The organism is Oceaniserpentilla sp. 4NH20-0058 (assembly GCF_040371755.1).
Taxonomy (GTDB): domain Bacteria; phylum Pseudomonadota; class Gammaproteobacteria; order Pseudomonadales; family Oceanobacteraceae; genus Bermanella.
Window position 1 is genome coordinate 47,342 of the sequence record NZ_BAABWE010000012.1, and the last position, 24,647, is coordinate 71,988.

The 24,647-nt window shown below is 43.6% G+C and carries 21 protein-coding genes and 1 pseudogene; 9 read left to right on the forward strand and 13 right to left on the reverse strand.

Annotated features, from left to right (window positions below):
- Window positions 1-25: 25 nt before the first annotated feature.
- The 6 genes from ABWV45_RS14575 to def all read right to left on the reverse strand — a co-directional run bounded on the left by ABWV45_RS14575 (window position 26) and on the right by def (window position 6,521).
- Window positions 26-1,474, reverse strand: a complete 1,449-nt coding sequence (locus ABWV45_RS14575) for a TrkH family potassium uptake protein (protein WP_353352454.1) — start codon at window positions 1,472-1,474, stop codon at window positions 26-28.
- Window positions 1,475-1,531: 57 nt separating this feature from the next.
- Entirely contained in the window at window positions 1,532-2,911 is a 1,380-nt protein-coding gene (gene trkA, locus ABWV45_RS14580) for a Trk system potassium transporter TrkA (RefSeq protein ID WP_353352455.1), read from the reverse strand.
- Window positions 2,912-3,093: 182 nt separating this feature from the next.
- Complete coding sequence (locus tag ABWV45_RS14585; protein WP_353352456.1) at window positions 3,094-3,702, reverse strand: hypothetical protein; 609 nt, start codon at window positions 3,700-3,702, stop codon at window positions 3,094-3,096.
- Between the two features lie 2 nt (window positions 3,703-3,704).
- Window positions 3,705-5,006: a 16S rRNA (cytosine(967)-C(5))-methyltransferase RsmB gene (gene rsmB, locus ABWV45_RS14590; protein WP_353352457.1), complete on the reverse strand. Its 1,302-nt coding sequence runs from the start codon at window positions 5,004-5,006 to the stop codon at window positions 3,705-3,707.
- Window positions 5,007-5,012: 6 nt separating this feature from the next.
- A complete protein-coding gene (gene fmt / locus ABWV45_RS14595) occupies window positions 5,013-5,954 on the reverse strand; it encodes a methionyl-tRNA formyltransferase (protein ID WP_353352458.1) in 942 nt (313 codons plus the stop codon).
- A 51-nt stretch (window positions 5,955-6,005) separates the two neighbouring features.
- Window positions 6,006-6,521: a peptide deformylase gene (gene def / locus ABWV45_RS14600; RefSeq protein ID WP_353352459.1), complete on the reverse strand. Its 516-nt coding sequence runs from the start codon at window positions 6,519-6,521 to the stop codon at window positions 6,006-6,008.
- Window positions 6,522-6,892: 371 nt separating this feature from the next.
- On the opposite strand from def, the gene ABWV45_RS14605 reads away from it, so the two are divergent.
- The 5 genes from ABWV45_RS14605 (at window position 6,893) to aroE (ending at window position 11,545) form a co-directional block, all read left to right on the forward strand.
- Window positions 6,893-7,942 (forward strand): LysM peptidoglycan-binding domain-containing protein, encoded by a 1,050-nt coding sequence (locus ABWV45_RS14605; protein ID WP_353352460.1) that lies wholly within the window; start codon window positions 6,893-6,895, stop codon window positions 7,940-7,942.
- 90 nt (window positions 7,943-8,032) lie between these two features.
- Window positions 8,033-9,154: a DNA-processing protein DprA gene (gene dprA / locus ABWV45_RS14610; RefSeq protein WP_353352461.1), complete on the forward strand. Its 1,122-nt coding sequence runs from the start codon at window positions 8,033-8,035 to the stop codon at window positions 9,152-9,154.
- Between the two features lie 8 nt (window positions 9,155-9,162).
- Window positions 9,163-9,771, forward strand: coding sequence for an L-threonylcarbamoyladenylate synthase type 1 TsaC (gene tsaC, locus ABWV45_RS14615; protein ID WP_353352462.1), 609 nt, complete (start codon window positions 9,163-9,165; stop codon window positions 9,769-9,771).
- A 2-nt stretch (window positions 9,772-9,773) separates the two neighbouring features.
- Window positions 9,774-10,679, forward strand: a complete 906-nt coding sequence (gene hemF, locus ABWV45_RS14620; protein WP_502914686.1) for an oxygen-dependent coproporphyrinogen-III oxidase — start codon at window positions 9,774-9,776, stop codon at window positions 10,677-10,679.
- Window positions 10,680-10,720: 41 nt separating this feature from the next.
- On the forward strand, window positions 10,721-11,545 hold the full coding sequence (gene aroE, locus ABWV45_RS14625) for a shikimate dehydrogenase (RefSeq protein ID WP_353352463.1): 825 nt from the start codon (window positions 10,721-10,723) through the stop codon (window positions 11,543-11,545).
- A gap of 59 nt (window positions 11,546-11,604) precedes the next feature.
- Here aroE and ABWV45_RS14630 read toward each other — a convergent pair whose 3' ends face one another.
- Window positions 11,605-11,790: a PA3496 family putative envelope integrity protein gene (locus ABWV45_RS14630; RefSeq protein WP_353352464.1), complete on the reverse strand. Its 186-nt coding sequence runs from the start codon at window positions 11,788-11,790 to the stop codon at window positions 11,605-11,607.
- 161 nt (window positions 11,791-11,951) lie between these two features.
- Window positions 11,952-12,812 carry a MurR/RpiR family transcriptional regulator gene (locus ABWV45_RS14635; protein ID WP_353352465.1) on the reverse strand — a complete coding sequence of 287 codons (861 nt, stop codon included), beginning with the start codon at window positions 12,810-12,812 and terminating at the stop codon, window positions 11,952-11,954.
- Between the two features lie 142 nt (window positions 12,813-12,954).
- On the opposite strand from ABWV45_RS14635, the gene uvrD reads away from it, so the two are divergent.
- The 3 genes and pseudogenes from uvrD to ABWV45_RS14650 all read left to right on the forward strand — a co-directional run.
- Window positions 12,955-15,156 (forward strand): DNA helicase II, encoded by a 2,202-nt coding sequence (gene uvrD / locus ABWV45_RS14640; protein ID WP_353352466.1) that lies wholly within the window; start codon window positions 12,955-12,957, stop codon window positions 15,154-15,156.
- Between the two features lie 395 nt (window positions 15,157-15,551).
- Window positions 15,552-16,640: a TRAP transporter substrate-binding protein gene (locus ABWV45_RS14645; RefSeq protein ID WP_353352467.1), complete on the forward strand. Its 1,089-nt coding sequence runs from the start codon at window positions 15,552-15,554 to the stop codon at window positions 16,638-16,640.
- A gap of 497 nt (window positions 16,641-17,137) precedes the next feature.
- Window positions 17,138-17,326: pseudogene (locus tag ABWV45_RS14650) on the forward strand (transposase); the annotation flags it as partial.
- A gap of 397 nt (window positions 17,327-17,723) precedes the next feature.
- Here ABWV45_RS14650 and ABWV45_RS14655 read toward each other — a convergent pair.
- From ABWV45_RS14655 to ABWV45_RS14675, 5 genes are all read right to left on the reverse strand, one after another.
- A complete protein-coding gene (locus ABWV45_RS14655; protein WP_353352468.1) occupies window positions 17,724-18,881 on the reverse strand; it encodes a glycosyl hydrolase family 28-related protein in 1,158 nt (385 codons plus the stop codon).
- Between the two features lie 905 nt (window positions 18,882-19,786).
- Window positions 19,787-20,791: a hypothetical protein gene (locus tag ABWV45_RS14660; RefSeq protein WP_353352469.1), complete on the reverse strand. Its 1,005-nt coding sequence runs from the start codon at window positions 20,789-20,791 to the stop codon at window positions 19,787-19,789.
- 107 nt (window positions 20,792-20,898) lie between these two features.
- Window positions 20,899-21,297: an acyl-CoA thioesterase gene (locus ABWV45_RS14665; protein ID WP_353352470.1), complete on the reverse strand. Its 399-nt coding sequence runs from the start codon at window positions 21,295-21,297 to the stop codon at window positions 20,899-20,901.
- A gap of 136 nt (window positions 21,298-21,433) precedes the next feature.
- Window positions 21,434-22,801: a TRAP transporter large permease gene (locus tag ABWV45_RS14670; protein ID WP_353352471.1), complete on the reverse strand. Its 1,368-nt coding sequence runs from the start codon at window positions 22,799-22,801 to the stop codon at window positions 21,434-21,436.
- Between the two features lies 1 nt (window position 22,802).
- Window positions 22,803-23,318 carry a TRAP transporter small permease subunit gene (locus tag ABWV45_RS14675; protein WP_353352472.1) on the reverse strand — a complete coding sequence of 172 codons (516 nt, stop codon included), beginning with the start codon at window positions 23,316-23,318 and terminating at the stop codon, window positions 22,803-22,805.
- A gap of 229 nt (window positions 23,319-23,547) precedes the next feature.
- Here ABWV45_RS14675 and ABWV45_RS14680 point away from each other — a divergent pair, with 229 nt between their 5' ends.
- On the forward strand, window positions 23,548-24,513 hold the full coding sequence (locus ABWV45_RS14680) for a PstS family phosphate ABC transporter substrate-binding protein (protein WP_353352473.1): 966 nt from the start codon (window positions 23,548-23,550) through the stop codon (window positions 24,511-24,513).
- Window positions 24,514-24,647: the final 134 nt, after the last annotated feature.

Genomic DNA, 24,647 nt, shown 5'->3' on the forward strand with positions numbered 1-24,647 from the left:
AATTTCACTGCGTCTCCCGTCTGGCTTACTGTCGCCAAAACGTAGGGGTAAACAACACCAATAAGGTGAAAATCTCTAAGCGGCCTAACAACATGGCAAAACTTAACACCCATTTGGCAAAGTCACTGATATTTTCATAGTTAGCGGCAACTTCACCTAAACCCGGACCGAGGTTATTAATACATGCTCCAACTGCTGAAAACGCCGATACAAAGTCCATGCCTGTGGCCAGTAGCAATAACGTCATGATGATATATAGCATTAAGTAAACGCTGAAAAATCCCCATACCGCTTCTACTACACGGTCATCAATGGGACGGCCACCGATGCGAATAGGAATAATAGCGTTAGGGTGAATCAGGCGTTTCATTTCTCGCGAGCCTTGTTTATATATCAGCAATACGCGAATAACCTTTAAGCCGCCGCCAGTACTTCCCGCACAGCCACCCATAAAGGCTAAAAAGAATAAAAAGAAAGGTAAAAAAGCAGGCCATAATGAAAAGTCTGCGGTGGCAAAGCCTGTGGTAGTGGCAATACTCACAAGTTCAAACAAACCAAAGCGTAGGGCTTCGTTAGGGTTGTAACTCTCACTGGCCACCAAGGTGGTAAACGTCACAAGGGCGGCAAGCGCCAATACCGTAAGCAGTACTTTTACCTCAGAGTCTTGGAAGTAATGGCTAATGGATTTAAATCGCCAAGCATAAAAATGCAGAGCAAAATTAAACGCACTGATGATCATAAAGAAGATGGCCACCCCTTCTATAAGTGGGCTATCAAAAAATCCGATACTGTCATCATGGGTACTAAAGCCGCCAATGGCGACGGTACTAAAGGCATGGCAAATGGCATCAAATGCATTCATTCCAGATATGTAAAACCCTAGGCCGCAAGCAATGGTTAGGGCCAAATAGATGTACCAAAGGGTTTTGGCGGTTTCAGTAATGCGCGGGGTTAGCTTGCTGTCTTTCATGGGTCCAGGGGTTTCGGTGCGATAGAGCTGCATGCCCCCGATACCCAGCATAGGCAGAATAGCCACCGCTAATACAATGATCCCCATACCGCCAAGCCATTGTAAGGATTGACGATAAAATAAAATGGACTGCGGCAGGTGGTCAATGCCTGTCATGACGGTGGCACCTGTGGTGGTCCAACCGGAGAGCGACTCAAAAAAAGCATCGGTAAAACTCAACCCCGGACTTTCTGCCAGCATTAAAGGCAGTGCCCCAGAAACCCCTAGCACCAGCCAGAATAAAACCGTTACCACGAAACCATCACGGGTTTTTAAATCTTTATGCTGGTTTCGAACTGGCAGCCAACATGCGGCACCAACACCAAAGTTAATACCTAATGCACTGGCAAACGCAATTAAGGCACCATCTTGATAGATGACACTGACCACCATAGGAGGCAGCAAGGCAATGCTGAACACCATGAGCAAAATGCCCAAAATACGAAAAATGATGGCTAAATGCATATTGTCATAAACTCTTTGTGTTGACCTGATGGCAAAGGCCGACTTTATTATTTTGCTTTAAAAGAAACCCAGTTCCACTTGGAATAAACGCTCAATTTCAGGAATACGTTTTTTATCCAGCACAAAAAGAATTACATGGTCTTCACTTTCAATCACCACATCCCCGTGGGCAATTAATACCAATTCATTTCGCACTATGGCACCAATGGTTGAACCTTCAGGTAAATCAATTTGGTCCAAACGACGCCCTACAACTTTAGATGTACTTTTATCACCATGGGCAATGGCTTCAATGGCTTCGGCAGCACCGCGACGTAAGCTGTGTACATTAGCTACATCGCCACGACGAACATGGGTAAGCAAACTGCCAATGGTGGTTTGACTTGGGCTAATGGCAATATCGATGTTTTGTCCTTGAACTAAATCTACATATTGAGCTTTGTTGATAAGGGTCATCACCTTACGCGCACCTAATTGCTTAGCCAGCATAGAGGACATGACGTTAACTTCATCGTCATTGGTCAGGGCGCAAAATACATCGCAGTTTTCGATATTGGACTCTAGCAGTAACTCTTTATCGGTGGCACTGCCGTTCATGATGATGGTTTTGCTTTTGACTTTTTCGCTTAGGCGTTCGCAGCGGCTGCGGTTGTGATCGATCAATTTTACGTTGTAATGGGGTTCTAATGCTTGGGCTAAACGCGCGCCGATATTACCACCACCGGCAATAATAATGCGTTTATAGGCTTGCTCACTGCGACGCATTTCCGCCATGACTATACGAATATCTTTAGTGGCGGCAATGAAGAATACTTCGTCGTCCACTTCAATCACGGTATTAGCCACTGGTAAGATGGCTTGGCCTTTACGATAAATGGCCGCGACTCGTGTATCAATGCCGCTTTTTAAATGTTCACGCAAGTAACGCAACTCTTGCCCAACCAATGGGCCGCCATAATAGGCCTTAGTGCCCACTAACTTCACTCGGTTATCTGCAAAGTCCAGTACTTGAAGGGCTCCGGGGAATTCCAGCAAGCGTTTAATGTAGTTGGTAACCACTTGCTCTGGGCTGATAAATACATCAATGGGCACCCCGTGGTTGCCAAAGAGCTCTTCAGTTTGGCTGTATTCTTGTGCACGAATTCGGCTGATTTTAGTGGGAGTTTTAAATAATGAATGCGCCACCTGACAGGCCACCATATTCACTTCATCACTGTTGGTGACAGCCACAAGCATGTCGGCATCATCGCCACCAGCTTGTTCAAGAATATGGGGGTAAGAAGCCTTGCCACGCACAGTACGAATATCCAAGCGATTTTGCAGTTCTTTCAAACGCTCAGCATCGGTATCCACAACCGTGATGTCGTTGCCTTCGGTGACGAGGTGCTCGGCGAGGGTGCCGCCTACTTGACCTGCACCTAGTATTATTATCTTCATTTAGTTTTGGAACCTATTAGTGTGGAACCTATCTGCGTTGCCAATACTGCGTTGAAAAGAGACATTGAGTTCGTTACATAGGCCAGCTATGCGCCTCACTAAATGTCTCTTTTCGCCTTGTCTTGCCTGCCTCGAAAACGGTTCAGGGCAGTCATAAAGTATATTTGAAAACGAATAATTTCTTAGCTTAAAGGTTTTGCTTTCGCTAAGCGTCTCATGCACATTGTTTTAAAGCTATTTGAGTTTTCATCCAATGGCTGAATTGATTCCGCAGTTCTAAATAAAACCAATGCGCCATCGTAATCACCCGATAAAAATTTAGTTTTTGCATCTTTTAAAAAGCTTTCATTATCAAGATTTTGATTGCTTTTTAATGTTAAAGGTTGCGATAACTCAGATTTATTTAACTTCTTTGCTGCAAAAATAAGCAGAGTAGTTATTGCCAATACTGCTTCAACCCCTAAAGCAAATAAATCAATGGTGTTACCTAAATCTGTTGAAATAAAAAATTTAATAAAAAATGAAATTGGGAATACTAAAGCTCTCAAAATAACGATAGTTCTCGCTAGATTCGTCCAGCCAATCCAAGATGTATTATTAGCACATTTCCATATCGAAACCTGATAGAAAATAAAAAACGCCAAAATACACACGAAACATAAAATTAGAAAAAAAATACTTTGAGATAGTATTCCTAGGGCCACTAACCCCACTGCAACTAGGATATAAGCAAGTCCAACCAACCAAAATGCAGTAGCAAGACTCTCTTCGCCTCTTAGTAATGTCGCCATAATTATTGTTTTCTCAACAGTGCATAAAAAAAGCCATCGTGGCTGTTTTGCTGAGGAAACAGCTGCCAGCCAAAACCCGTATTTATGCCGGTGTTAAGGTTCATAGGCGCTAAGTTGGCATCGGTATATTCTAGTAAAAAAGCTTCAATATTATTGCTGTTTTCTATGGGTAATATAGAGCAGGTGGCATAGAGCAATGTGCCGCCGGGTTTTAATAAAGCCCATGCTTTTCTGAGTATTTCACCCTGTAATTGGGCAAGGTTATCAATATCTTCTTTTTTGCGCAGCAACTTAATGTCTGGGTGGCGTCTTATTACACCTGTGGCGCTGCAAGGCACGTCTAATAAAATTCGATCATAGAGGATACCATTCCACCATGTGTCTGGGTGTTGCGCTTCCCCTTGTAACACGTTGGCATTGAGCTTTAGACGCTCTAAGTTTTCTGTCACTCGGGTTAAGCGCTTGGCGTCTGCGTCTAAGGCGGTGACGTTGGCTTGGTTATTTGAGTGCTCGAGTAAATGGCAGGTTTTACCACCGGGGGCACTACAGGCATCAAGGATATTATCACCGGCTTGCGGGTCTAAAAGGGCTGCCGCTAACTGTGCGGCTTCGTCTTGTACGCTGCAACTGCCTTGTTGAAAATCGGGTAAAAGATTTACGTCGCAAGGTTTATCCAAATAGATGGATGTAAGCGCTGACTTACCTTTTATAGCATCTATATCACTGCAAGAAAGGGTTTGTAAGTACTTGCTAGTATCTTGAAGTTGCTGATTGTTACGCAGGCACATAGGGGCCTGAAGGTTGCCTTGCGCACATATACTTTGCCATGATTGTGGCCAGCTTTTTTTAAGCAATTTAATGAACCATTTTGGGTGTTCATAGTGGGGTACTTCACTGTTTTCAAGGTTGGCCAGTAGCTCGCCTTTTTCTCGCTGAAAGCGTCTTAATATGGCGTTAAGTACCCCTTTGAATTTACCCAATTTGAGCTGTTCGCAGGCTTGTACGGTTTCATTAATGGCCGCGTGTTCTGAAATGTCACTGTGAGCTAATTGGTAAAGGCCTACCCATAATAATGCCTGAACTGGGCGCGCGGATTCTGGCAAGGGTTTGTCCAATAATATTTTGCTCAATGCATTGATAGAGAAAAAGTGTCGGCAGCAGCCAAAACAAATGTGCTGCAGCAACCCTTTGTCTTGCTCGGCCACCTGTTTGGAGAAATACGCCAACGCAGAAGTTAAGCTTTTTTGTTCATCCACTACATCTAATAAAGCTAGGGCAGCTAGGGCACGGCTATTTAATTGCATAGGGTTTTATAGCTCGCTGGCCAATACATAATGTTCGTTGAATGGGTGTTTACCATTAAGAATGTCGGATACTAATTGGGGCTTTTTCCCCGGTAATTGAACTTGCTCTAAGGCCACTGCCATATTGCCACAAGCGATGATGATGCCCATTTCATTTACTGATAATACAGTGCCTGCAATGGCTGTATGGACTTTTGGGTAAACCTGAGCTTGTAACACGCGAATACGATTATCACCTAATAAGGTGTAACACATGGGTGCAGGGTTAAATGCCCGTATTTTTTGGACTACCTCTTGAGCATCTAAGCGCCAGTCGATTAAGGCTTCATTTTTAGAAAGTTTGTGAGCATAAGTGGTAAGGGTATCGTCTTGCACCTCTCCTAATACCGGCCCTGTTTGATATTTGGCGACCACATCCACAATGGCTTGGCTGCCTAATTTGGCAAGGCGGTCATGTAAGCTGCCCCCAGTGTCGTTGGGCATAATGGGAGTTTCAACTTTATGCAGCATTGGGCCAGTGTCTAGCCCCAGTTCCATTTGCATGACGGTAACACCGGATTGTGCGTCGCCGGCTTCAATAGCGCGCTGAATGGGGGCGGCACCACGCCATCTTGGCAATAATGAGGCGTGGCTATTAATACAAGCAAGTGTGGGAATATCTAAAACAGCTTGTGGTAACAATAAGCCATAGGCTACGACGATGAATAAGTCGGGTTTTAATTGGGCGAGCTGTTCAATATCGGCAGGGTCTTTAAAATTTAACGGCTGATACACCTCGATACCATGCTCTAAGGCCACTTTTTTCACAGCACTAGGTTGCAGTTTTTTGCCTCGACCAGCTGGGCGATCCGGTTGTGTATATACCCCAACAATGTTGGCTGAGGTTTTCAGTAAGGCTTCTAAGTGGCGGGCGGCAAAATCTGGGGTGCCAGCAAATACAATTCTCAAGGGGTTGTCCTTTAGATAGAGCATACAGGCCGAATATATCCGGCCTGTTAATTAAGCGTTTTTAGCCGCGATGCGGTGTTGTTTTTCTAGTTTTTTGCGAATGCGATCACGCTTCATATTGGATAGGTAGTCCACAAACAGCTTACCGTTAAGGTGATCCATCTCGTGTTGAATGCACACAGCTAATAGACCTTCGGCTTCTAATTCATATGCTTTGCCGTTTTCATCGGTAGCGTTGATCAAGCAGTGCTCCACTCGTTCAATGTCTTCATAAAAGCCCGGCACACTTAAGCAGCCTTCTTGCATTTTTTCTTTGTTGCCTTCAAGGATGGTCAGGCTTGGATTAATAAATACTCGGGGTTCGGACTTGTCTTCACTTAAGTCCATTACGATAATTTGCTCGTGAACATCTATCTGAGTTGCCGCAAGTCCAATACCCGGGGCGTCGTACATGGTTTCAAACATGTCTTTAATTAATTGGCGATGTTCATCGGTAACAGTCTCAACTGGCTTGGCAATTTTGCGCAATCGAGGGTCAGGAAACTCTAAAATTTCTAATATAGCCATAAACTTGTGAAGCCTTAGTAGTCATCAGGGTATAGGCCCTGCTAATATTACGGTAGGAACCCTGACTAGCTCTACACATGTGTGTTTGAGCATACAGAGAAAGGCAGGCAACGTAGGGTATGGCGAAGTTGACTGCGCCGCTATGTTGTTTGAAAACCTCCGCCCTTTGGGGGCTATAAGAAAAACCTGACTTTTTGTCAGCCTGTATTCACATAACCCGTTATGTCTTCAATAGGCTTTCGCGATTCAGATTTTTCTTATAGCCCAGAGTGGGCACCGAGTTAATCAGTGATTCCTACTACTATTATATCCAATGTGGTGGCCGAATGTCTCAAATCCGACCACTAACAATAAAAATAAGGGATTAATCCATGTTCAAACCCTTGCTGCAACGTATCACCTTGGCTTTTTTCGCTGCGGGATGTTTAAGCTTTGCCCACGCTGTTGATTTAAAGCCCGGTCATCCGGTGGAATACGTGGTCAAAGAGGGCGATACCCTGTGGGATCTATCGCAAAAATTCCTTGATGATGCTTGGTTGTGGCCAGAAATCTGGCAAGTTAATGAGCAAATTAACAATCCTCACCTCATTTATCCAGGTGACACCATTGGTTTGGTATACAAAGGGAAAAAAGTTAAAGTGACGGTAAAAGAGCGCTCGGCGGCATCAAATGGGGTGATTAAATTGACTCCTTCTGCCCGCGTCAGTGCGTTAGCCAGTGCTATTCCCCCCATTCCCATGACAGCCATATCAAGCTTCATGAGCAACAGCCGTATTGTAAAAAGCAAACAACTGCAAAAAGCCCCTTATGTGGTAGCTGGCGATGATAACCGTATTTTAGCCGGTGGCGGTGGCAAGGTTTATGCCCGTGGATTTGATAAAAATGAAAAACCAGAAAACGCCTACGGTATTTATCGTAAAGGCCAATTTTTTGTAGACCCAGATACATCTGAAGTACTGGGCCTTGAAGCCCGTGAAGTGGGTGTAGGTCGGGTACAAGCTTGGGATGGTGATGTGGCTACATTGTCATTAGGTTCAACCCGTGAAGAGGTATTATCTGGTGACCGTTTACTCGCCACTGATGATCGCCAAGTGATTGCTAACTTTGTGCCTAGCTCTCCACCTGACAATATCTATGGTCGCATGATTGCAGTGATGAATGGTGTGAGCCAAATTGGTCAGTATCAAGTGGTGGTGGTTAACCAAGGGAAGCGCGATGGTGTAACCGAGGGTAATGTATTAGCAATTTATAAGGAAGGCGACACTATTATTGACCGCGTGACCCGTCAAAAAGTGAAGCTGCCGTCTGAGCGCGCAGGCCTAATGATGCTGTTCAGAGTTTTTGATAAAGTGAGTTATGGTTTAATTTTGCGTGCCAAAGTGGCGTTAAGTGTGGGTGATGAGGTGCGTAGCCCTCAATAATCAGACCATTTTCTGATGTCCCGTTGAAAGCCTTTGGTTAAAGTAACCAAAGGCTTTTTTTATTACTCAAGAAAATGAAGCGGTCAGTTCATGGATAGAACAACGCAAAAAGAGGCTTGGATCAACCTAGCCTTGGTGCCCGGTTTAGGCCCCAAATTCTTTCAAAAACTGTTTGAGCAAAATGTCACGGCGCAAATGGTTTACCAATACACTCAAGAGCAGCAGACCGAGTTGGGTATTAATAAGTCCTGTCGGGAGTTCTTGTTACAGCACCCACCCAATAAACCCGCCAAAGCAGTTGAGCAAGCACTTAATTGGCAGCTGCAAGCAAATCAATATTTACTGACGTCGGAAGACGAAGCTTATCCAGAGAAATTAAAACAAATTGCTTCAGTACCGCCTTTGTTATTTGTAAAAGGAAATATAGATATTCTCTCTTTGGAGCAAGTAGCATTGGTGGGCAGCCGTTACCCAACTTCCAGTGGAGGACAACAGGCTTATGATTTTGCCAACGAATTAGCTACAGCGGGACTGGTGATCACCAGTGGTTTAGCAAAAGGGGTGGACGCATTAGCCCATCAAGGGGCGTTAGATGCACAAGGGGCTACCATCGCGGTGTTAGGAACAGGCATCGACAAAATATACCCAAAATCCCATGCCCGTTTAGCTGAAGATATTGCTCAAAATGGCGCGTTGGTCAGCGAATTTCCATTAGGAGCTCCTGCCATGAAGGGGCACTTTCCTAGGCGTAACCGAATTGTTAGTGGTATGAGTTTAGGAGTATTAGTGATCGAGGCTACGCTTAAAAGCGGCTCGTTGATCACAGCAAGGCAGGCACTTGAGCAAAACCGAGAGGTGATGGCGGTACCCGGTGCCATTCACAATCCGCAAAAAGCTGGGTGTCATTATTTAATTCGCCAAGGGGCACGATTAATTGAAACTTCCGAGCAAGTTTTAGAAGAACTCAACCCCATGGTCAGTCATGACGGGGGTTCCAAGGGGAGTAAATCAATAGAGCAATTTAATAGTGTGCAATCTAACCTGCAAGGTGATCAGCTAAAAGTGTTCAATGCGCTGGATTATGACGGCCTAGATATGGATAGCTTGGTAAGTAAGACCCAGTTGAACGTCAGTGAATTGAGTATGGTGCTAATGGAAATGGAGTTAGCTGGTTTATTGAATCAAGAGCAAGGCATGTACATGAAGAGCTAGGTGTATACTTGCAAGAAAAGGAAAGCTGCAGTACCTTGCGCACTCTTTTGTATAAAACAATCAACATGCGCTGGCCAATCTATCAAGCAAGTCATATTTTAAAAGCCTCAGGGGTAATCGCCTACCCAACTGAAACCGTGTGGGGGCTTGGCTGTGACCCATTTAATATTGAAGCGTTAGAGCGCATCATTCAAATAAAACGCCGCGATGCCCACAAGGGTTTAATCCTAGTGGCCGCCGACATCAAACAGTTTGAATTTTTGTTATCTACTTGTTGTGCTGAAGATATTCAAAAAATGTCCGACAGCTGGCCCGGCGCGGTCACATGGCTTGTGCCCCATCAACATCGTGTCCCGCAATTGGTGCACGGGCAATTTGATACCGTGGCCATTAGAGTAAGTTCCCACCCTTTGGTGCAACAACTGTGTACTGAATTTGGTGGCCCCATAGTTTCTACATCGGCCAATTTTTCTGGTAAACCAACCGTTAGATGTGCCGTTCAAGCCAGAGCCGTATTAGGCCCTTATTTAGATTTTATATTGCAAGGCCCAGTGGGTTTGGCAAATGCTCCTAGTCGTATTATTGATTTACGCTCTGGGCGCGTTATTCGAGGATAATCATGATCAATATTGAAGCCGTAAAAACCTATTTATTGGCTCTACAAGATGACATTTGTCAGCAATTAGCCGCAGAAGATGGCGGGGCAGAATTTGTTGAAGAAAACTGGACTCGCGAGCAAGGGGGTGGAGGTCGCACACGGGTTATGGCAAACGGAAAAGTCATTGAAAAAGGCGGCGTAAACTTTTCTCATGTGTTTGGAACCCAATTGCCTGCCAGTGCCACGGCAAATCGCCCTGAATTAGCCGGTCGTAGTTTCCAAGCCATGGGTGTGAGTCTAGTGATTCACCCGTACAATCCATATGTGCCAACCAGTCACGCAAATGTGCGCTTTTTTGTAGCAGAAAAAGAAGGGGAAGAACCGGTTTGGTGGTTTGGCGGCGGATTTGATTTAACTCCGTATTACGGTTTTGAAGAAGATGTACAAGCTTGGCATCAAACCGCTAAAGATGCCTGCGATCCATTTGGTGCAGGGGTGTATGAAAAATACAAAAACTGGTGCGACGATTACTTTCATTTAAAACACCGGGATGAACCCCGTGGTGTGGGCGGTTTATTCTTCGATGACTTAAGTGAGAAGGGCTTTGATGAAAGCTTTGCCTTTATGCAAAGTGTAGGTGACCACTATGTAAAAGCTTATCGTCCTATAATGGCCAAACGCAAAGACACACCTTTTGGTGAGCGTGAGCGTAAGTTTCAGTGTTATCGTCGTGGTCGCTATGTGGAATTTAATTTGGTGTTCGATCGAGGCACTATTTTTGGATTACAAACCGGTGGTCGTACGGAATCCATATTAATGTCATTACCGCCGGAAGTGCATTGGGATTATAATTGGCACCCTGAAGAGGGTACACCAGAAGCCAAACTCTACACTGATTTTCTAGTGAAAAAAGATTGGCTCAAATAATGCAAATACAATATACACTACAAGTGACAGAGGCCTGTTGAGTGACCGACTTATACGCTGTGATGGGCAACCCCATCAACCACAGTAAAAGCCCAACTATACATTCAAAATTTGCAGAGCAAGCCAAGCAAGATTTGGTTTACAGCGCCATGCTGGTACCCACAGAAGGGTTTGAGCCAGCGGTAAAAGACTTTTTTAAAGGACATGGTCGCGGTTTAAATATAACCGTACCGTTTAAAGAAAAAGCCTACCAACTTGCCAATAGTTTAACGCCAAGGGCGCAAACCGCAGAGGCGGTTAATACCTTGGTGCTGCAAGAAGACGGCACCATCATGGGAGATAATACAGACGGTGCTGGACTCGTTCGTGATTTAGTCATGAACCAAAAAGTAGATATTGCCGGAAAAAAACTATTAGTCATTGGCGCTGGTGGTGCGGTGCGTGGCATCTTACAGCCGTTTTTAGAACAAGCACCAGAAAGCATTACCATTGTGAATCGTACCTTTGAAAAAGCCCAACTATTAGCCAATAGCTTTGAAGAATACGGTGACATTAAGGCCAAGGGTTTTGACGAATTAACCGAACCATTTGATGTAATTATCAATGGCACGTCTGCCAGCCTAGCGGGAGAGCTACCTCCATTACCAGATGCTGTGATTGCACAACATACCTGTGTGTACGACATGATGTACGGCAAAGAACTCACACCATTTTTACAGTGGGCCCAGCAACAAGGGGCCGAAAAAGTCATTGATGGTTTGGGAATGCTGGTGGAGCAAGCGGCGGTAAGTTTTGAGATCTGGCGCGGGGTGAAACCCAACAGTATTGAAGTGCTGCAAGACTTGCGAGAGCATTTGTTGGCTTAATACATATGATAGGCCCGAACAATTCGGGCTTAATCATGGTTTGAATATTCGACTATTGATTAGTCGTCCATATCCCAGTAATCGTCCAATTGCATTTGTTTGCGTTCAAGGTGGGCCTCGATAGCTCGTCGAGCAACCAGTTTAGCGCTGGCTTCGGTTTTTTTGCACACAACGAGGTTTCCTTGCGTATCAAAATTAACAAGTTCTTCACTTGTTTTATCTTTGATGATTTCAGCTGCTTCCATGATACACCCTTTGATTACCTGTCTTATGACGGCTTATTGTTATTTGAAAAGGTGACATCAGCATGACAAACAACCAATAAAAAAACAATTGTTAAATATGGTCAAATGGTCAATTAATGAAAAATTAATATAAAACAATGAGTTTTGTTGGGAAGAAAGTACTACTTCTTTTCGTTGTGGCGTAACGAACTAATGCTATTTTTTACTTTTGCTAGGTGCTCATCGAATTCAGGGCCTTTACGTTGGGCTACACCGACAGCTAAACAGTCGATGACTAATAGATGAGCAATTCGAGACGTCATAGGGGTAAACACATCAGTGTCTTCATTTATATCCACATGAATGGGCAGATCCGCTAAGTCGGCTACAGGAGTATTCGGTGGTGATAAGCTAATGACATGGGCACCTTGTTGCTGCGCAATTACCATGGCGTGTAATAAATCTTTAGTGCGGCCACTTTGGCTAATGGCCACCACTACATCATTTTTATTTAACGTAACAGCGGACATGCATTGCATATGTGGGTCTGAATACGCCACGGTGGAAAACTGTAAACGGAAAAACTTATGCATGGCATCCATGGCTACCGCACCAGAAGCGCCAAAGCCGTAAAACTCAACCCGTTTTGAAATATTCATCGCATTAACCGCGGCAGATACTTGTTGCGAGTCTAAAAAATTACGGGTGTTGATGATCTGATTAATACTGGTATCAAAAATCTTTTTGATGATATCCGAACTGGTATCGTCTTCGGCAATGGCAAACTGACCAAGGCTATGGTGTACCGTATTGCTCTGTGCCATGCGTACTTTAAATGCCTGAAAACCGTTTAAGCCAAGGGCGCGACAAAAACGCACAATGGTGGGTTCGCTCACTTGCGCTTCTTGGGCTAGATCCACAATACGCATATGAATAACCGCATCCACATTTCCTAATACGTACTCAGCAACCTTTACCTCTGATTTACGCATAGAAGGCATGGCTTGACGAATATGATCAATAAAAGGGTTTTGAGTAGGCACAGTGGGCTCGGAACAAGATTTGGGGCAAGTATAGCCTAAAGTGATTTGTGTTCTGAACTGTTATTACTATGAATCATGATATAGACCTGCAACCTGCACGCCCCTCAGATATAATGCCCGCACATTTAAAAGACATGTATTTATGGACGTTACAGAATTACTTGATGGGCTAAACCCAGAACAGCGCGATGCAGTGGCCTCGCCACTAAATCATCAGCTTGTATTAGCGGGCGCGGGCTCGGGTAAGACCCGAGTACTGGTGCATCGAATTGCGTGGCTAATGCAGATTGAACACATTAGCCCAGGCTCTATTCTGGCTGTGACGTTTACCAATAAAGCCGCCAAAGAAATGCGCCATCGTATTGAAGAGCTAACGGGTATCAGCCCCCGTCATTTGTGGATCGGTACTTTTCACTCATTGGCGCATCGACTGCTCAGAACCCATTGGCAACAAGCGAACCTGCCCGAGAATTTTCAAGTAATTGATAGCGACGACCAACTGCGCTTAATCAAACGAATCGTGCGTTCATTAAATATTGACGAAAACACCTACCAGCCAAAACAAGCCCAGTGGTACATCAATGGTCAAAAAGACGAAGGCTTAAGAGCCGCCCACATTCAGCCATTTAATGACGAATGGGCACAAACTATGGTCACTATTTATGGGGCCTACGAAGAAGCCTGCCAGCGAGCAGGCATGGTGGATTTTGCTGAACTGTTATTACGTGCACACGAGCTTTGGTTAAACCAACCCAGTGTGTTGGCACAATATCAAAATCGTTTTCGTTATATTTTGGTGGACGAGTTTCAAGATACCAACAGCATTCAATACGCATGGCTCAGAGTACTGGCTGGTAATGTTGTACCGGTTATGGCGGTGGGTGATGATGATCAATCTATTTATGGTTGGCGTGGTGCGCGCATCGAAAATATTCAGCAATTCACCAAAGACTTTATTGGTGCCCAGCAAATCAAGCTGGAGCAAAACTATCGCAGCACCAGCAACATATTGAATGCAGCCAACGCAGTGATTGATAACAACCCCTCGCGCCTTGGTAAAAAGTTATGGACAGAAGATGAAGCGGGGGAACCCATTTCATTGTACAGCGCGTTTAACGAGCAAGACGAAGCCCGTTTTATTTGTGATGAAATTGAAACATGGAAAAACGCCAACCCAGAAAAACGCTATGAGAACTGCGCCATCTTGTATCGCTCTAATGCACAATCCCGCGTCATAGAAGAAGCCTTTATTCGCGCTAATTTGCCGTATCGCATTTATGGCGGTCAACGATTCTACGATCGCTTAGAAATCAAAAATGCCATGGCTTATTTACGCTTGCTGCTGAATCGCCATGATGACGCCGCCCTTGAACGAGTGATTAACGTGCCAGCGCGCGCCATTGGCGAAAAAACCGTACAACAGTTGCGCTCGATAGCCCGTGAAAATGGCACATCGCTATGGCAAGCCCTAGAGCAAGCCATTCGCCAAAAGCTGGTGACACCAAGAGCCGCTACATCACTAAGTAAGTTCGAAGAGCTACTGGACGAGATGGAAGTAGGCACACAAAATGTTGAGCTACATGAACAAGTGGATCACGTCGTGCAACACAGTGGTTTGATCGAGCACCATCAAAAAGAAAAAGGCGAAAAAGCCCAAGCACGTTTAGAAAACTTAGACGAACTGGTTACCGCGGCGAAAAGTTTTGACCCAGAAGCCCTAGAACAAATCCCAGAAGAAGGGGAGGACATTGTTACCTACTCTTCACCGTTAGCCGCGTTTATAGACCAAGCGGCCTTAGATGCCGGAGACGCACAAGCGGACGAATTTGAAGACAGCGTACAAATGATGACATTGCACAGCGCTAAAGGCCTAGAGTTTCCGCTTGTGTTTTTAGCAGGTGTAGAAGAAGGCTTGTTCCCCCATAAAATGTCAGCGGACGATCCTCAGCGTTTAGAAGAAGAGCGCCGTTTATGTTACGTAGGCATCACACGAGCTATGGAAAAACTGGTACTGACTTACGCCGAAAGCCGTCGCCTACACGGGCAAGAAACCTTTAACTCGCCGTCGCGTTTTATTCGTGAAATACCAAAAGAATATCTGCAAGAAGTGCGCTTAAAAAGCACCGTTAAAAAGCCAGTGTCTAATTACTTTGGCACACAAAGCGCAAAAGAAGCCACAGGTTTTAGCGTGGGCCAACAAGTATGGCATGAAAAATTTGGCGAAGGGGTCATATTAGATATGGAAGGGCAAGGGGCCCAGTCCCGTTTGCAGGTGTCGTTTGATTTTGATGGGACTAAGTGGTTGGTTGCAGCGTATGCAAACCTTAAACCGATGGACGCTTAGAAAGCTAACTACGTTGCAATTACGGCGTTATTTTTTCGCGCGCAATACTCATGTAGGAAAACTACACTGCGTTTGCTTGCGAAAAAATGCCTGGTACTTGCGGCCTCGTTTACGCTTTCTCATTAGAGTGGAAGCTACTTACGTTGCCTATGGGGCGTTAAATATTTCTTTTGACTCGTTACGTAGCGCTGCTACGGGCCTCGCCAAAACAAATATTTGCCTAGGCTGCCTCAGAAACGCTTCTCTTGATTTGTGATTTGCTCGCGACAGTTATGTGAATTTATAGATCTTCAAAAAATAGAATTTAAAAATAATAGCGCTTTGCATCCCCGTTAAGCGTATCACGTACAAAAAATTGAATTAAAAAAATATAAAATTAAAAAATGGAGTGATCAATGAAACTAAAATTAATATTCACCCTAGCACTTAGCATGATGCTAATGGCCTGCGGTGAAAAAGAAAACCAAGCCGGAACAAGCAAAGCGGCAGAACAACAAGTCTTTAAATGGAAGTTAGTCACCAGCTGGCCGAAAAACTTTCCGGGCCTTGGTACAAACCCAGAAAGATTCGCTGACATGGTAAAAGACATGTCAAACGGCCGTTTGCAAATTAAAGTATACGGTGCAGGTCAGTTAGTCCCTGCACTAGAAGTATTTGATGCGGTATCTCGCGGCACCGCAGAAATGGGTCACAGTGGTGCTTATTACTGGAAAGGTAAATCACCTGCGGCACAGTTTTTTACATCCGTACCGTTTGGCTTAACCGCACAAGAAATGAATGGCTGGATTCAATACGGCGGCGGTTTAGAGCTATGGGAAGAAGTCTACGCACCATTTAACCTAATTCCGTTATCCGGTGGTAATGCTGGCGTACAAATGGGGGGCTGGTTTAATAAAGAGATCAACAACCTAAAAGACTTAGACGGCTTAAAAATGCGCATTCCGGGCTTAGGTGGTGAAGTGCTGCAACGTGCTGGCGGCACACCTGTGACATTACCGGGAGCTGAATTATTTACCGCATTGCAAACGGGTGCCATCGACGCAACGGAATGGGTTGGCCCATACAATGACCTAGCCTTTGGATTACACAAAGCAGCTAAATACTACTACTACCCGGGCTGGCACGAGCCGGGCTCAATGATGGAATACACCATTAATAAAGATGCATTTGCAACATTGCCAAAAGACTTGCAAGCCATTGTTAAAGTGGCTGCACGTGCGGCTAACCAAGACATGCTGGATGAATACACGGCCCGTAATAACCAAGCACTAAAAGACTTAGTTGAAAAACACGGCGTACAACTACGTGCCTTTCCAAATGAAGTACTTAAAAAATTAGAAGGACTCTCAACCGAAGTATTGGATGAACTGGCCGCTAAAGACCCAATGAGCAAAAAGGTGTACGAGTCTTATAAAGCGTATCGAGATAATGTGGTGGAGTATCACAAAATTTCAGAGCAAGCGTATTTGAATGCGCGTGACTGATGTTAGTTAAAAATTGATCAAAAATGGGAGCTATCAGCTCCTGTTTTTATAATAGAGTTTATATGGATGCAGTAAGTTAAAGGAAAATTAAAAAGATACGTATGGACGCCCAGTAAGTGTCAAGTCAAATGCAATTCTTGGGAAGAATTTTTACCCTAATTATTGCTAATCAATTTTTTGTACATAAGATTGCAGTTTCACTGATATATATTCGAGCGCTATTTGTGGAAAATATTATTTCAGGCCCTAGATGAGGTCCGCGCTTAACTGTCTAAAACACTCACTCGTTTTTTAAAACCTTGTCTTAACCAGGCTTGGGTTGAGGCGGATTAACCGCTAGTTCATCTTTAGTGCACAACTTAAGATTGAAAGTTTAAAAATATAATTTCCTACACTTTAATTTGATACATTTCGTTTTTCTGTAGCAATGTTCAAATTAACCTCGCAAGCAGGCTGGCTAAAGCCACCGCAGCCTTATTTGGATTAGAACGTTGTTCGATTATCATTCTTGGGAGCGAGGCAGTAATGAAAACGTGAATGGACTGATTCGCCAGTACTTACCAAAGACTGAGAGTATGGCTAGTATAACTCAGCAACGCTGCGATCAGATCGCAGCACAAATTAACAGTCGGCCGAGGAAGCGGTTCAACTGCAAAACACCTGATGAAATGTACTATGGGGTTTGATGGTTATTGTCGCACTTCAAACTTGATACTAGGACCGATTACCGCCCATGGCTCAGGTTTTGGTGGCTTGCTAAGCCTTACCAAATAGAGGGCTTTCATCTCAAATCTAATGCCAGCTTTGCTTGGTGTACTGGGTGTCTGAATTATTGATCGTTTCTGGTAAGTCATTCGACGTAAGATATTTTCTAGCGGCAGTGAGTTTAATGTGTTTACTGTACTTGGTCATAAAAACACCCAAAAGGTGGGTTAAGCGTCCAGCTTATGGGGTGCAGTTCAGAAAGGGGCCGGTTTTTTATTATCACTTTAGAGGCCTAACTAAAAATAGGGTAACTTATATTTCTTAGAGTACTTTATCAAAAAAGACAGCGCTCATATAACACGATGATATTTTATAGAACTAATTATCAAATTTAATTCTATTCGAAGCTGCCCCCCAATTAAGGAAGCGATCACCGCAACTATTACAAAGATTCCCGCTTCCTCTTACTTGGTCACTACCATTTCCCAGCCATACCGATGTTCCTCTATTACCATTATTGAAAACATTGTTGCTGATTAAACCATAGCTTCCCGTAGAGTAAACGGCATCAAAGTTCCGAAGAGAAGAAGTGGAAGCAAAAATATTTCCAGAAATGATAAAGCGCTTTCCTAAACCAGTTAATTTTACTCCAAATCCATTTTTCTCTGCTGAACTTCGAAGATAAAATAAGTTATTCTTAACACTGATATCATTAATATCATTGGTTACAACACATGCTACTCTACAATTTATATGAGAATCACTAATATTAAGCTGAGGTTTTGTTCCTTCCACATCAGTTTCCATCTGAACACCAAAATCAACAGCTACTAAGTTAGCATTTTCAATAAATAAGCCCTCATGATCTTTTACTAAAATCGCATGTTTTGTATGATAGACAGATACATCTGACATAGTAACTTCAACTGGTTTTCCCTTTCCCCTCATCCAAATAGCGACATCACTCATAGGCCGATCCAATGGAGCAACTTGCCCGCCAAAACGAAAGCCGCTAACAATAACTCCTAAAGACTCGTCAATAATAGCCCCTCTGTTCCACCCAGAAGCAGCTTGAGAACTGTATCCATTTAATTCAATGTCTCTGATAACTAATTTTGCTTTAGTCCTTGGGTTTACAATCTGATTTGAAACATTATTAAGACCATTATAATGAAATGCATTACCAGAATCAGAAGCTTGTGTAATTAGAGATATTCCTTGCAATAAGGCAACACCTTTATAACCAACAGGTGGTTTAAAATATACTCCATTCCCAGACTCCCATATTAAACGAGACACTCCCATGCCATCTCCCTTTAACGCCTGAACTGAGCCTGTAAATCTTAGCTGTGAAGACAAGTTATACTCCCCAGCTGGAATATACACAACACCGTTTGAATTCGATATTGCACTTACAAAAGCAGGCGTGTCATCAGCCCCGTCGTTTGGAACTGCTCCGTAGTGCATTACATTATTAACATCACTCGCTTTTACATGTGCAGCAACAAGCAGTAGACACAATAATATTTTATTCATATCTTTTCCCTTTAGTATAACGCGGATTCAAATCTGAAGTTCATCATTCACACCGGTAGAAGAAGAGGCTAGCTGAAGGTAATCTCTATTATTTTTCTCCGGCAAGAGATGAGCAATGATGAGAGCTAACCTATGAGTAACAATGCCAGATTTCAGCACTAAAGAAAATGGGTTGTAGTTAAAGAGTGATAGCTGACTGTATTGGAGTGAGCTAATTGACGGTAAGCAGAGAACAGGCTCGCAATACAGGGTAAAAGGGGCACCTCCCTATTCAGGCTCGAACCCTCGGTGGCTTGAGGGCTAAAAACGCATCAAAGCCAACAAAGATAACCAAGACAATGAAGGATCTCATTAATTCTAAGCTCTAGATAGAATGGAGCCCTGAAAAAATATCAGGATGGTTACTATATGAGAAAGAACAGATCATCAATTATGAAACAATATACCTTCATGTTTGGGCCGACAAATATGCTGGTGGGGATTTATATAAACACCTGTGACAACAGGGTAAGCGCCGTAACGGAAAATCAACGCGGGGTCAGATTAAGAGCTGGGTGAGTATAGAGGATAGGCCCAGTATTGTTGATGAATAATCACGCATTGGTGACTGGGAAATCAATACCGTTATTGGTAAAGGTCACAGTGGCGCGTTAGTCACAATCGTTGAAAGAGTCACGAAGCATACTGTTTTCGCACAAGTAAACAGTAAGAGTGTAGAAGATGTTACTCGCGCGACGATTTCATTACTCATGTCTTACAAAAGAGGTTGTGTGCACAATAACCGCTGACAATGGAAAAGAGTTTACGTACCATCAAAAGATAAGCGAGGCGTTATCAGGGGATATTTATTTCGCGCACACTTATAAATAGGACAGTCACTTTAAGAAACTAGCTCTCGTTTTTATTTAAAAATAACTTACCAAGGAAAGCCCTATCACTTCTTGATTGATATTAAAAATACTTGATTGGTCACGAGTGCCTTCAACTAGATTCTTTTCAGCACTCAATTTAAAACTAATATTTTGGAAGGGTTGGAAATAAAAACTGGCGCCGTAAGAATAGATATAATCGTATGTAGTTGAATATTCAGAAACGATTAGCTGAGGCTCCCCTCCATATAATTCTTCGTACGCAATAATTCCGTTTTCATCGGTAAGTGCCTCTGGATCAATTAACTCAGTACTATAAATAACACCAGAATAAAAATTTCTATTGCTCTCATTTGATTTATAGGTAAGTGATGCCTTCACATCAAACTTTAAAAGGTGATTGATTGTGAACAAACTGTTGTTCTCAATGGTAAGGCTATGGCCTCCTGAGGTATGAGTACTTTTCTCAAAATAAGTAGCAATAACATTCAGTTTGTTATCTGCGATATCAAATAAATTTTTATATCGAATACCAAACTCAATTCCAGATTGATTGCGTACATTAAAGGAGTTGTTTGATTGTTGAGTAAATAGAAATGACGAATAATTGAGGTTTGATTTATTTGACAATGAAGCACCCACACTCAGCTTGGTTAAATAAGTAGCTGACTCAACATAATCGTAATCTGTGTATGTGAAATTGGGATGACCCGTTTCTTGGTTAATTTCTTGATACGTTAAGCCAATGATAGGGGTGTATGTTTGATCAAACTGCTTTGTAAAGGCTCTTGCTATGGTAAAAGCTTGACGTTCAATGAGCTTGGGTGTTTCTGTTGTATCTATATAATTAATGCTGGGCGCCTGATAATTACTGGATTGGCCATAGCGAAGTTCAGATCCATGGGTTGTTGTAGAGTCTTGATTTGAAAACCCAACTTCTAACCAAGTCTCATAAGGCTTTAGCTCAGAAATACCAAATGCATTGGCGTGTGTATTAGAGGTATAAGCAAACAGTAGAGCAATAAAAAGTAAATACGGCATCAATCCCTTACCTCTGTATTTCAAAGGAAGGGGATTATATTGAATTGAGTTGATAGAACAAGTGTACTTCTGGCTTCAGCTGACTTAATCAAAAGACAATCTACTCGCTAATCCTGCGGCACAGCCCTAATACGCCCATTTTCATCTTTAGCCACATATACAAAGGTGGATTCACATACCTTTGTTAGTTCGTCGTAGTAGGTGTTTTGGCTCCACACTTCCACTTGCACATGGATAGATGAGCGACCAATCTCTTTCACCTTGGTATAGCAACAAATGGCATTGCCCATTTTAACGGGAGATAAAAAGGCCGTAGGCTCACTGGCAACCATGGCCACGCGACCTTTTGATATCATGCGGGCGGTGTCTTCAGCGGCGGTATCCATGGTGTTAAGCACCCAGCCACCGGATATATCTCCCGAGGCGTTGCAGTCAGCATGGGTAGGAATAACTCGTAATGTGAGTCGCCCATTAGGTAGCGGTGTGTCTTCTGTGTACTGATTCATAAGACGTCTTATTATATTTATTAGTTAAGCTTGTTTTACCTTTGTTAAGGTTTTAATACAAGTAAACTGAGTGTTCGGACAAATTTTAAGGCCCCTGTGTCGTTAATGAGCGCCATGTTGCCGGCAGGTGTTAGGGTTATCCGTAAATTTGATCCGGAAGCCAAGTGGCCAGTTCTGGTATGCAAGCAAGTAGAACCAGTACCAATAATTGTATGGCGATAAAAGGCAATACCCCTTTGTAGATCTCTAGGCTTTTAACTGTATCTCCTGCTACACCGCGTAAGTAGAACAATGCAAAGCCAAACGGTGGGGTTAAAAAGCTGGTTTGCAGGTTAATGGCAATCATGATGCCTAGCCATACAGGGTCTAGGCCCATGGCTAATAACACTGGTGCCACAATGGGTACTACCACAAAGGTGATTTCAATAAAGTCTAAGATGAAGCCTAAGAAAAAGATCACCACCATTACGACGATGGTGGCACCAATCACACCACCGGGCATGTCATGGAAGAAACCTTCAACTAATTCATCACCGCCATAGCCACGAAACACTAGTGAGAAAATTGCCGCCCCAAAGAAAATCATAAATACCATAGCACTGACATTTAAGGTGCCATCCATGGTTTCTTTTAACTGCTTGATAGATAAGCTTTTATTTAGAAAGGCTAATAGAGTGGCCCCGATAGCGCCAACCCCTGCGGCTTCGGTGGGGGTAGCAATGCCCGTTAAAATACTGCCAAGTACTGCAATGATCAGCAATAAAGGTGGAGCCACTTGTTTAATGGCATCTATCCATGAGGCTTTTTCATCAGTTTGAGTCATGGCAGGGGCGGTTTCAGGTTTAAGCCATGCCAATACTACAACGTAAGCTATGTAGCCCAATACTAATAGCAATCCGGGAATAATGGCCCCCATGAATAAGTCCGCCACAGAAACAGTCTCAGGGCTAAAAATCCCCATTTTTAACTGGGCTTGTTGATAAGCACTAGAAAGCACGTCTGCCAGTAAAATAAGCGCCATAGAAGGAGGGATGATTTGTCCCAGTGTGCCTGTTGCGCAAATGGTGCCAGTGGCTAAAGAGGGGCTGTAATTGTTTTTCAGCATGGTAGGCAAGGTAATCACACCCATGGTAACTACCGTGGCTCCGATAATACCGGTGCTAGCCGCCAGTAACATGCCCACCAGAATCACCGATATAGCTAAACCGCCACGCATGGTGCCGAACAAGCCCCCCATGGTTTTAAGCAGGTTCTCAGCAATTTTGCTCTTTTCTAGCATGATTCCCATAAATACAAACAAGGGCACCGCAATCAGCAGTTGGTTACCCATAATGCCAAATAGGCGATTTGGCAGGGCTTCTAAAAATGCAGTATCAAATTGGCCGGTGAGCGTACCTAGTAGGGCAAATATCAACGCTACCCCTGATAGGGTAAACGCCACAGGGTAGCCCAGCATTAGCACACCACATACCACAATAAACATGACAAAAGGCATAAGTTCCATGTTATTGGCCCTCCGCTTGATTCATGCTTTTAAGGGCGAGGCCGTGTTGAATGATGAACGCTATGCCCTGCAGTGAAAGCAGCACAGGTAATATGAGTAGTAAGCTTTTCAATACAAATAAATAAGGCAGGCCGTTACCTTCGATGCTGCTTTCGTTCATTTCGATGCTGCTTTGTACATAAGGTAGGCAAATAACAAAAATGAAAATACAGGTGGGCAGCAGTAAAAACAACGTACCAAAAAGGTTGATCCAGTGCTTTTTGCGTTCGCTCATATGTTGGTAGAACACATCAACTCGTACATGCCCTTCTTGTTGCAAGGTATAGGCAGCGCCCAGCATAAACAAACCGGCGTGTAAGTAAGTCATGATTTCTTGTAGTGCAATGGGAGCCCAATTAAACAAATACCTAAGGGCGACAACCAGTGCCGTGACAATTACTAAAACTAAACTAAGGTAACGGGTGCCTAATCCAATTTGTCGAATTAGAGCTTCAATGCGCAACTGTAATGAATTCATGACATAACTAATGAAGAAAATTGGCCGCATTATACCTGTGTTTAGTGTTATTGGGGTGTCTTGTGAGTGGTTACGGTGAGCAAACATGGTGCTTTGCGCGTTTTTATTAGGCGTAATGTGCCATTTTTAATGATTTCAGTTTTATGACAGGCTGTAACATTAATGTCATATTTGTGAAATATATTAGGCAGCGTCCATAAAGCGATTAACTCCAAAAGGAGACAAGCAAATGAAACTAACTAAGCTTTTAGCCTCGGTAAGCCTAGTAGCCAGCGCTCTTAGCCTGCCGGCTGTTGCAGCAGTAGATGCTGAGATTCCAACCTACAAAAAAGCCAGCGGTGTATCGGGTAACGTATCCAGTGTGGGTTCAGATACCCTAGCTAACATGATGACCCTTTGGGCGGAAGAATTTAAGCGCCAATACCCAAATGTGAACATTCAAATTCAAGCGGCCGGTTCTTCAACTGCGCCACCAGCTCTGACTGAAGGTACATCAAACCTAGGCCCAATGAGCCGTAAAATGAAAGACAAAGAAATTGAGTCTTTCGAAAACAAATTCGGCTACAAGCCAACGGCTATTCCTGTTGCTATCGATGCGCTTGCGGTATTCGTAAACAAAGATAATCCAGTGAAAGGTCTTACCATTAAAGAAGTAGACGCTATTTTCTCTCGTACCCGTAAGTGTGGTACAGCGAAAGACGTTTCTACTTGGGGAGATGCTGGTTTGACTGGTTCTTGGGCAAACAAAAAAGTAGAACTATACGGTCGTAACTCTGTATCGGGTACTTATGGTTACTTCAAAAAAGTGGCCCTGTGTAAAGGTGACTTCAAAAACACTGTGAAAGAGCAACCGGGTTCAGCTTCTGTTGTTCAATCAGTATCGACTTCTGTGAACGGTATTGGCTACTCAGGTATGGGTTACAGAACCTCTAGTGTTAAAGCGGTACCACTTTCTAAGAAAGGCGGTAAGTATGTTGAAGCAACACCTGCAAACGCAGTAACGGGTGCTTACCCACTTTCTCGCTTCTTGTACGTGTATGTAAACAAAAAGCCAAACAGCCCATTGGCCCCAATCGAGCGTGAGTTCATTAAAATGATCATGTCTCAACAAGGTCAAGGCATTGTGGATAAAGATGGTTACATCGCACTACCTGCTAAAGTAGTTGAAAAGACACTTAAAAAGCTTGGCCTTTAATCAATAAGCTTGATTAAAATCAGTCAAACACTTCGGGGGATTTATCCCCCGCTTGTGTATCAGTAGTAAACAAATATGTATATCACGGGCGCTTGCCGTTACAATAGCGCCCGTTTTAGCGAATGAAAGTGACA

Excerpts from the sequence above, each read along its gene's own strand:
- ABWV45_RS14575 (WP_353352454.1), bottom strand. The coding sequence starts at position 1,474 with ATGCATTTAGCCATCATTTTTCGTATTTTGGGCATTTTGCTCATGGTG.
- trkA (WP_353352455.1), bottom strand. The coding sequence starts at position 2,911 with ATGAAGATAATAATACTAGGTGCAGGTCAAGTAGGCGGCACCCTCGCC.
- ABWV45_RS14585 (WP_353352456.1), bottom strand. The coding sequence starts at position 3,702 with ATGGCGACATTACTAAGAGGCGAAGAGAGTCTTGCTACTGCATTTTGG.
- rsmB (WP_353352457.1), bottom strand. The coding sequence starts at position 5,006 with ATGCAATTAAATAGCCGTGCCCTAGCTGCCCTAGCTTTATTAGATGTA.
- def (WP_353352459.1), bottom strand. The coding sequence starts at position 6,521 with ATGGCTATATTAGAAATTTTAGAGTTTCCTGACCCTCGATTGCGCAAA.
- ABWV45_RS14605 (WP_353352460.1), top strand. The coding sequence starts at position 6,893 with ATGTTCAAACCCTTGCTGCAACGTATCACCTTGGCTTTTTTCGCTGCG.
- dprA (WP_353352461.1), top strand. The coding sequence starts at position 8,033 with ATGGATAGAACAACGCAAAAAGAGGCTTGGATCAACCTAGCCTTGGTG.
- hemF (WP_502914686.1), top strand. The coding sequence starts at position 9,774 with ATGATCAATATTGAAGCCGTAAAAACCTATTTATTGGCTCTACAAGAT.
- ABWV45_RS14630 (WP_353352464.1), bottom strand. The coding sequence starts at position 11,790 with ATGGAAGCAGCTGAAATCATCAAAGATAAAACAAGTGAAGAACTTGTT.
- uvrD (WP_353352466.1), top strand. The coding sequence starts at position 12,955 with ATGGACGTTACAGAATTACTTGATGGGCTAAACCCAGAACAGCGCGAT.
- ABWV45_RS14645 (WP_353352467.1), top strand. The coding sequence starts at position 15,552 with ATGAAACTAAAATTAATATTCACCCTAGCACTTAGCATGATGCTAATG.
- ABWV45_RS14655 (WP_353352468.1), bottom strand. The coding sequence starts at position 18,881 with ATGAATAAAATATTATTGTGTCTACTGCTTGTTGCTGCACATGTAAAA.
- ABWV45_RS14660 (WP_353352469.1), bottom strand. The coding sequence starts at position 20,791 with ATGCCGTATTTACTTTTTATTGCTCTACTGTTTGCTTATACCTCTAAT.
- ABWV45_RS14665 (WP_353352470.1), bottom strand. The coding sequence starts at position 21,297 with ATGAATCAGTACACAGAAGACACACCGCTACCTAATGGGCGACTCACA.
- ABWV45_RS14670 (WP_353352471.1), bottom strand. The coding sequence starts at position 22,801 with ATGGAACTTATGCCTTTTGTCATGTTTATTGTGGTATGTGGTGTGCTA.
- ABWV45_RS14675 (WP_353352472.1), bottom strand. The coding sequence starts at position 23,318 with ATGAATTCATTACAGTTGCGCATTGAAGCTCTAATTCGACAAATTGGA.
- ABWV45_RS14680 (WP_353352473.1), top strand. The coding sequence starts at position 23,548 with ATGAAACTAACTAAGCTTTTAGCCTCGGTAAGCCTAGTAGCCAGCGCT.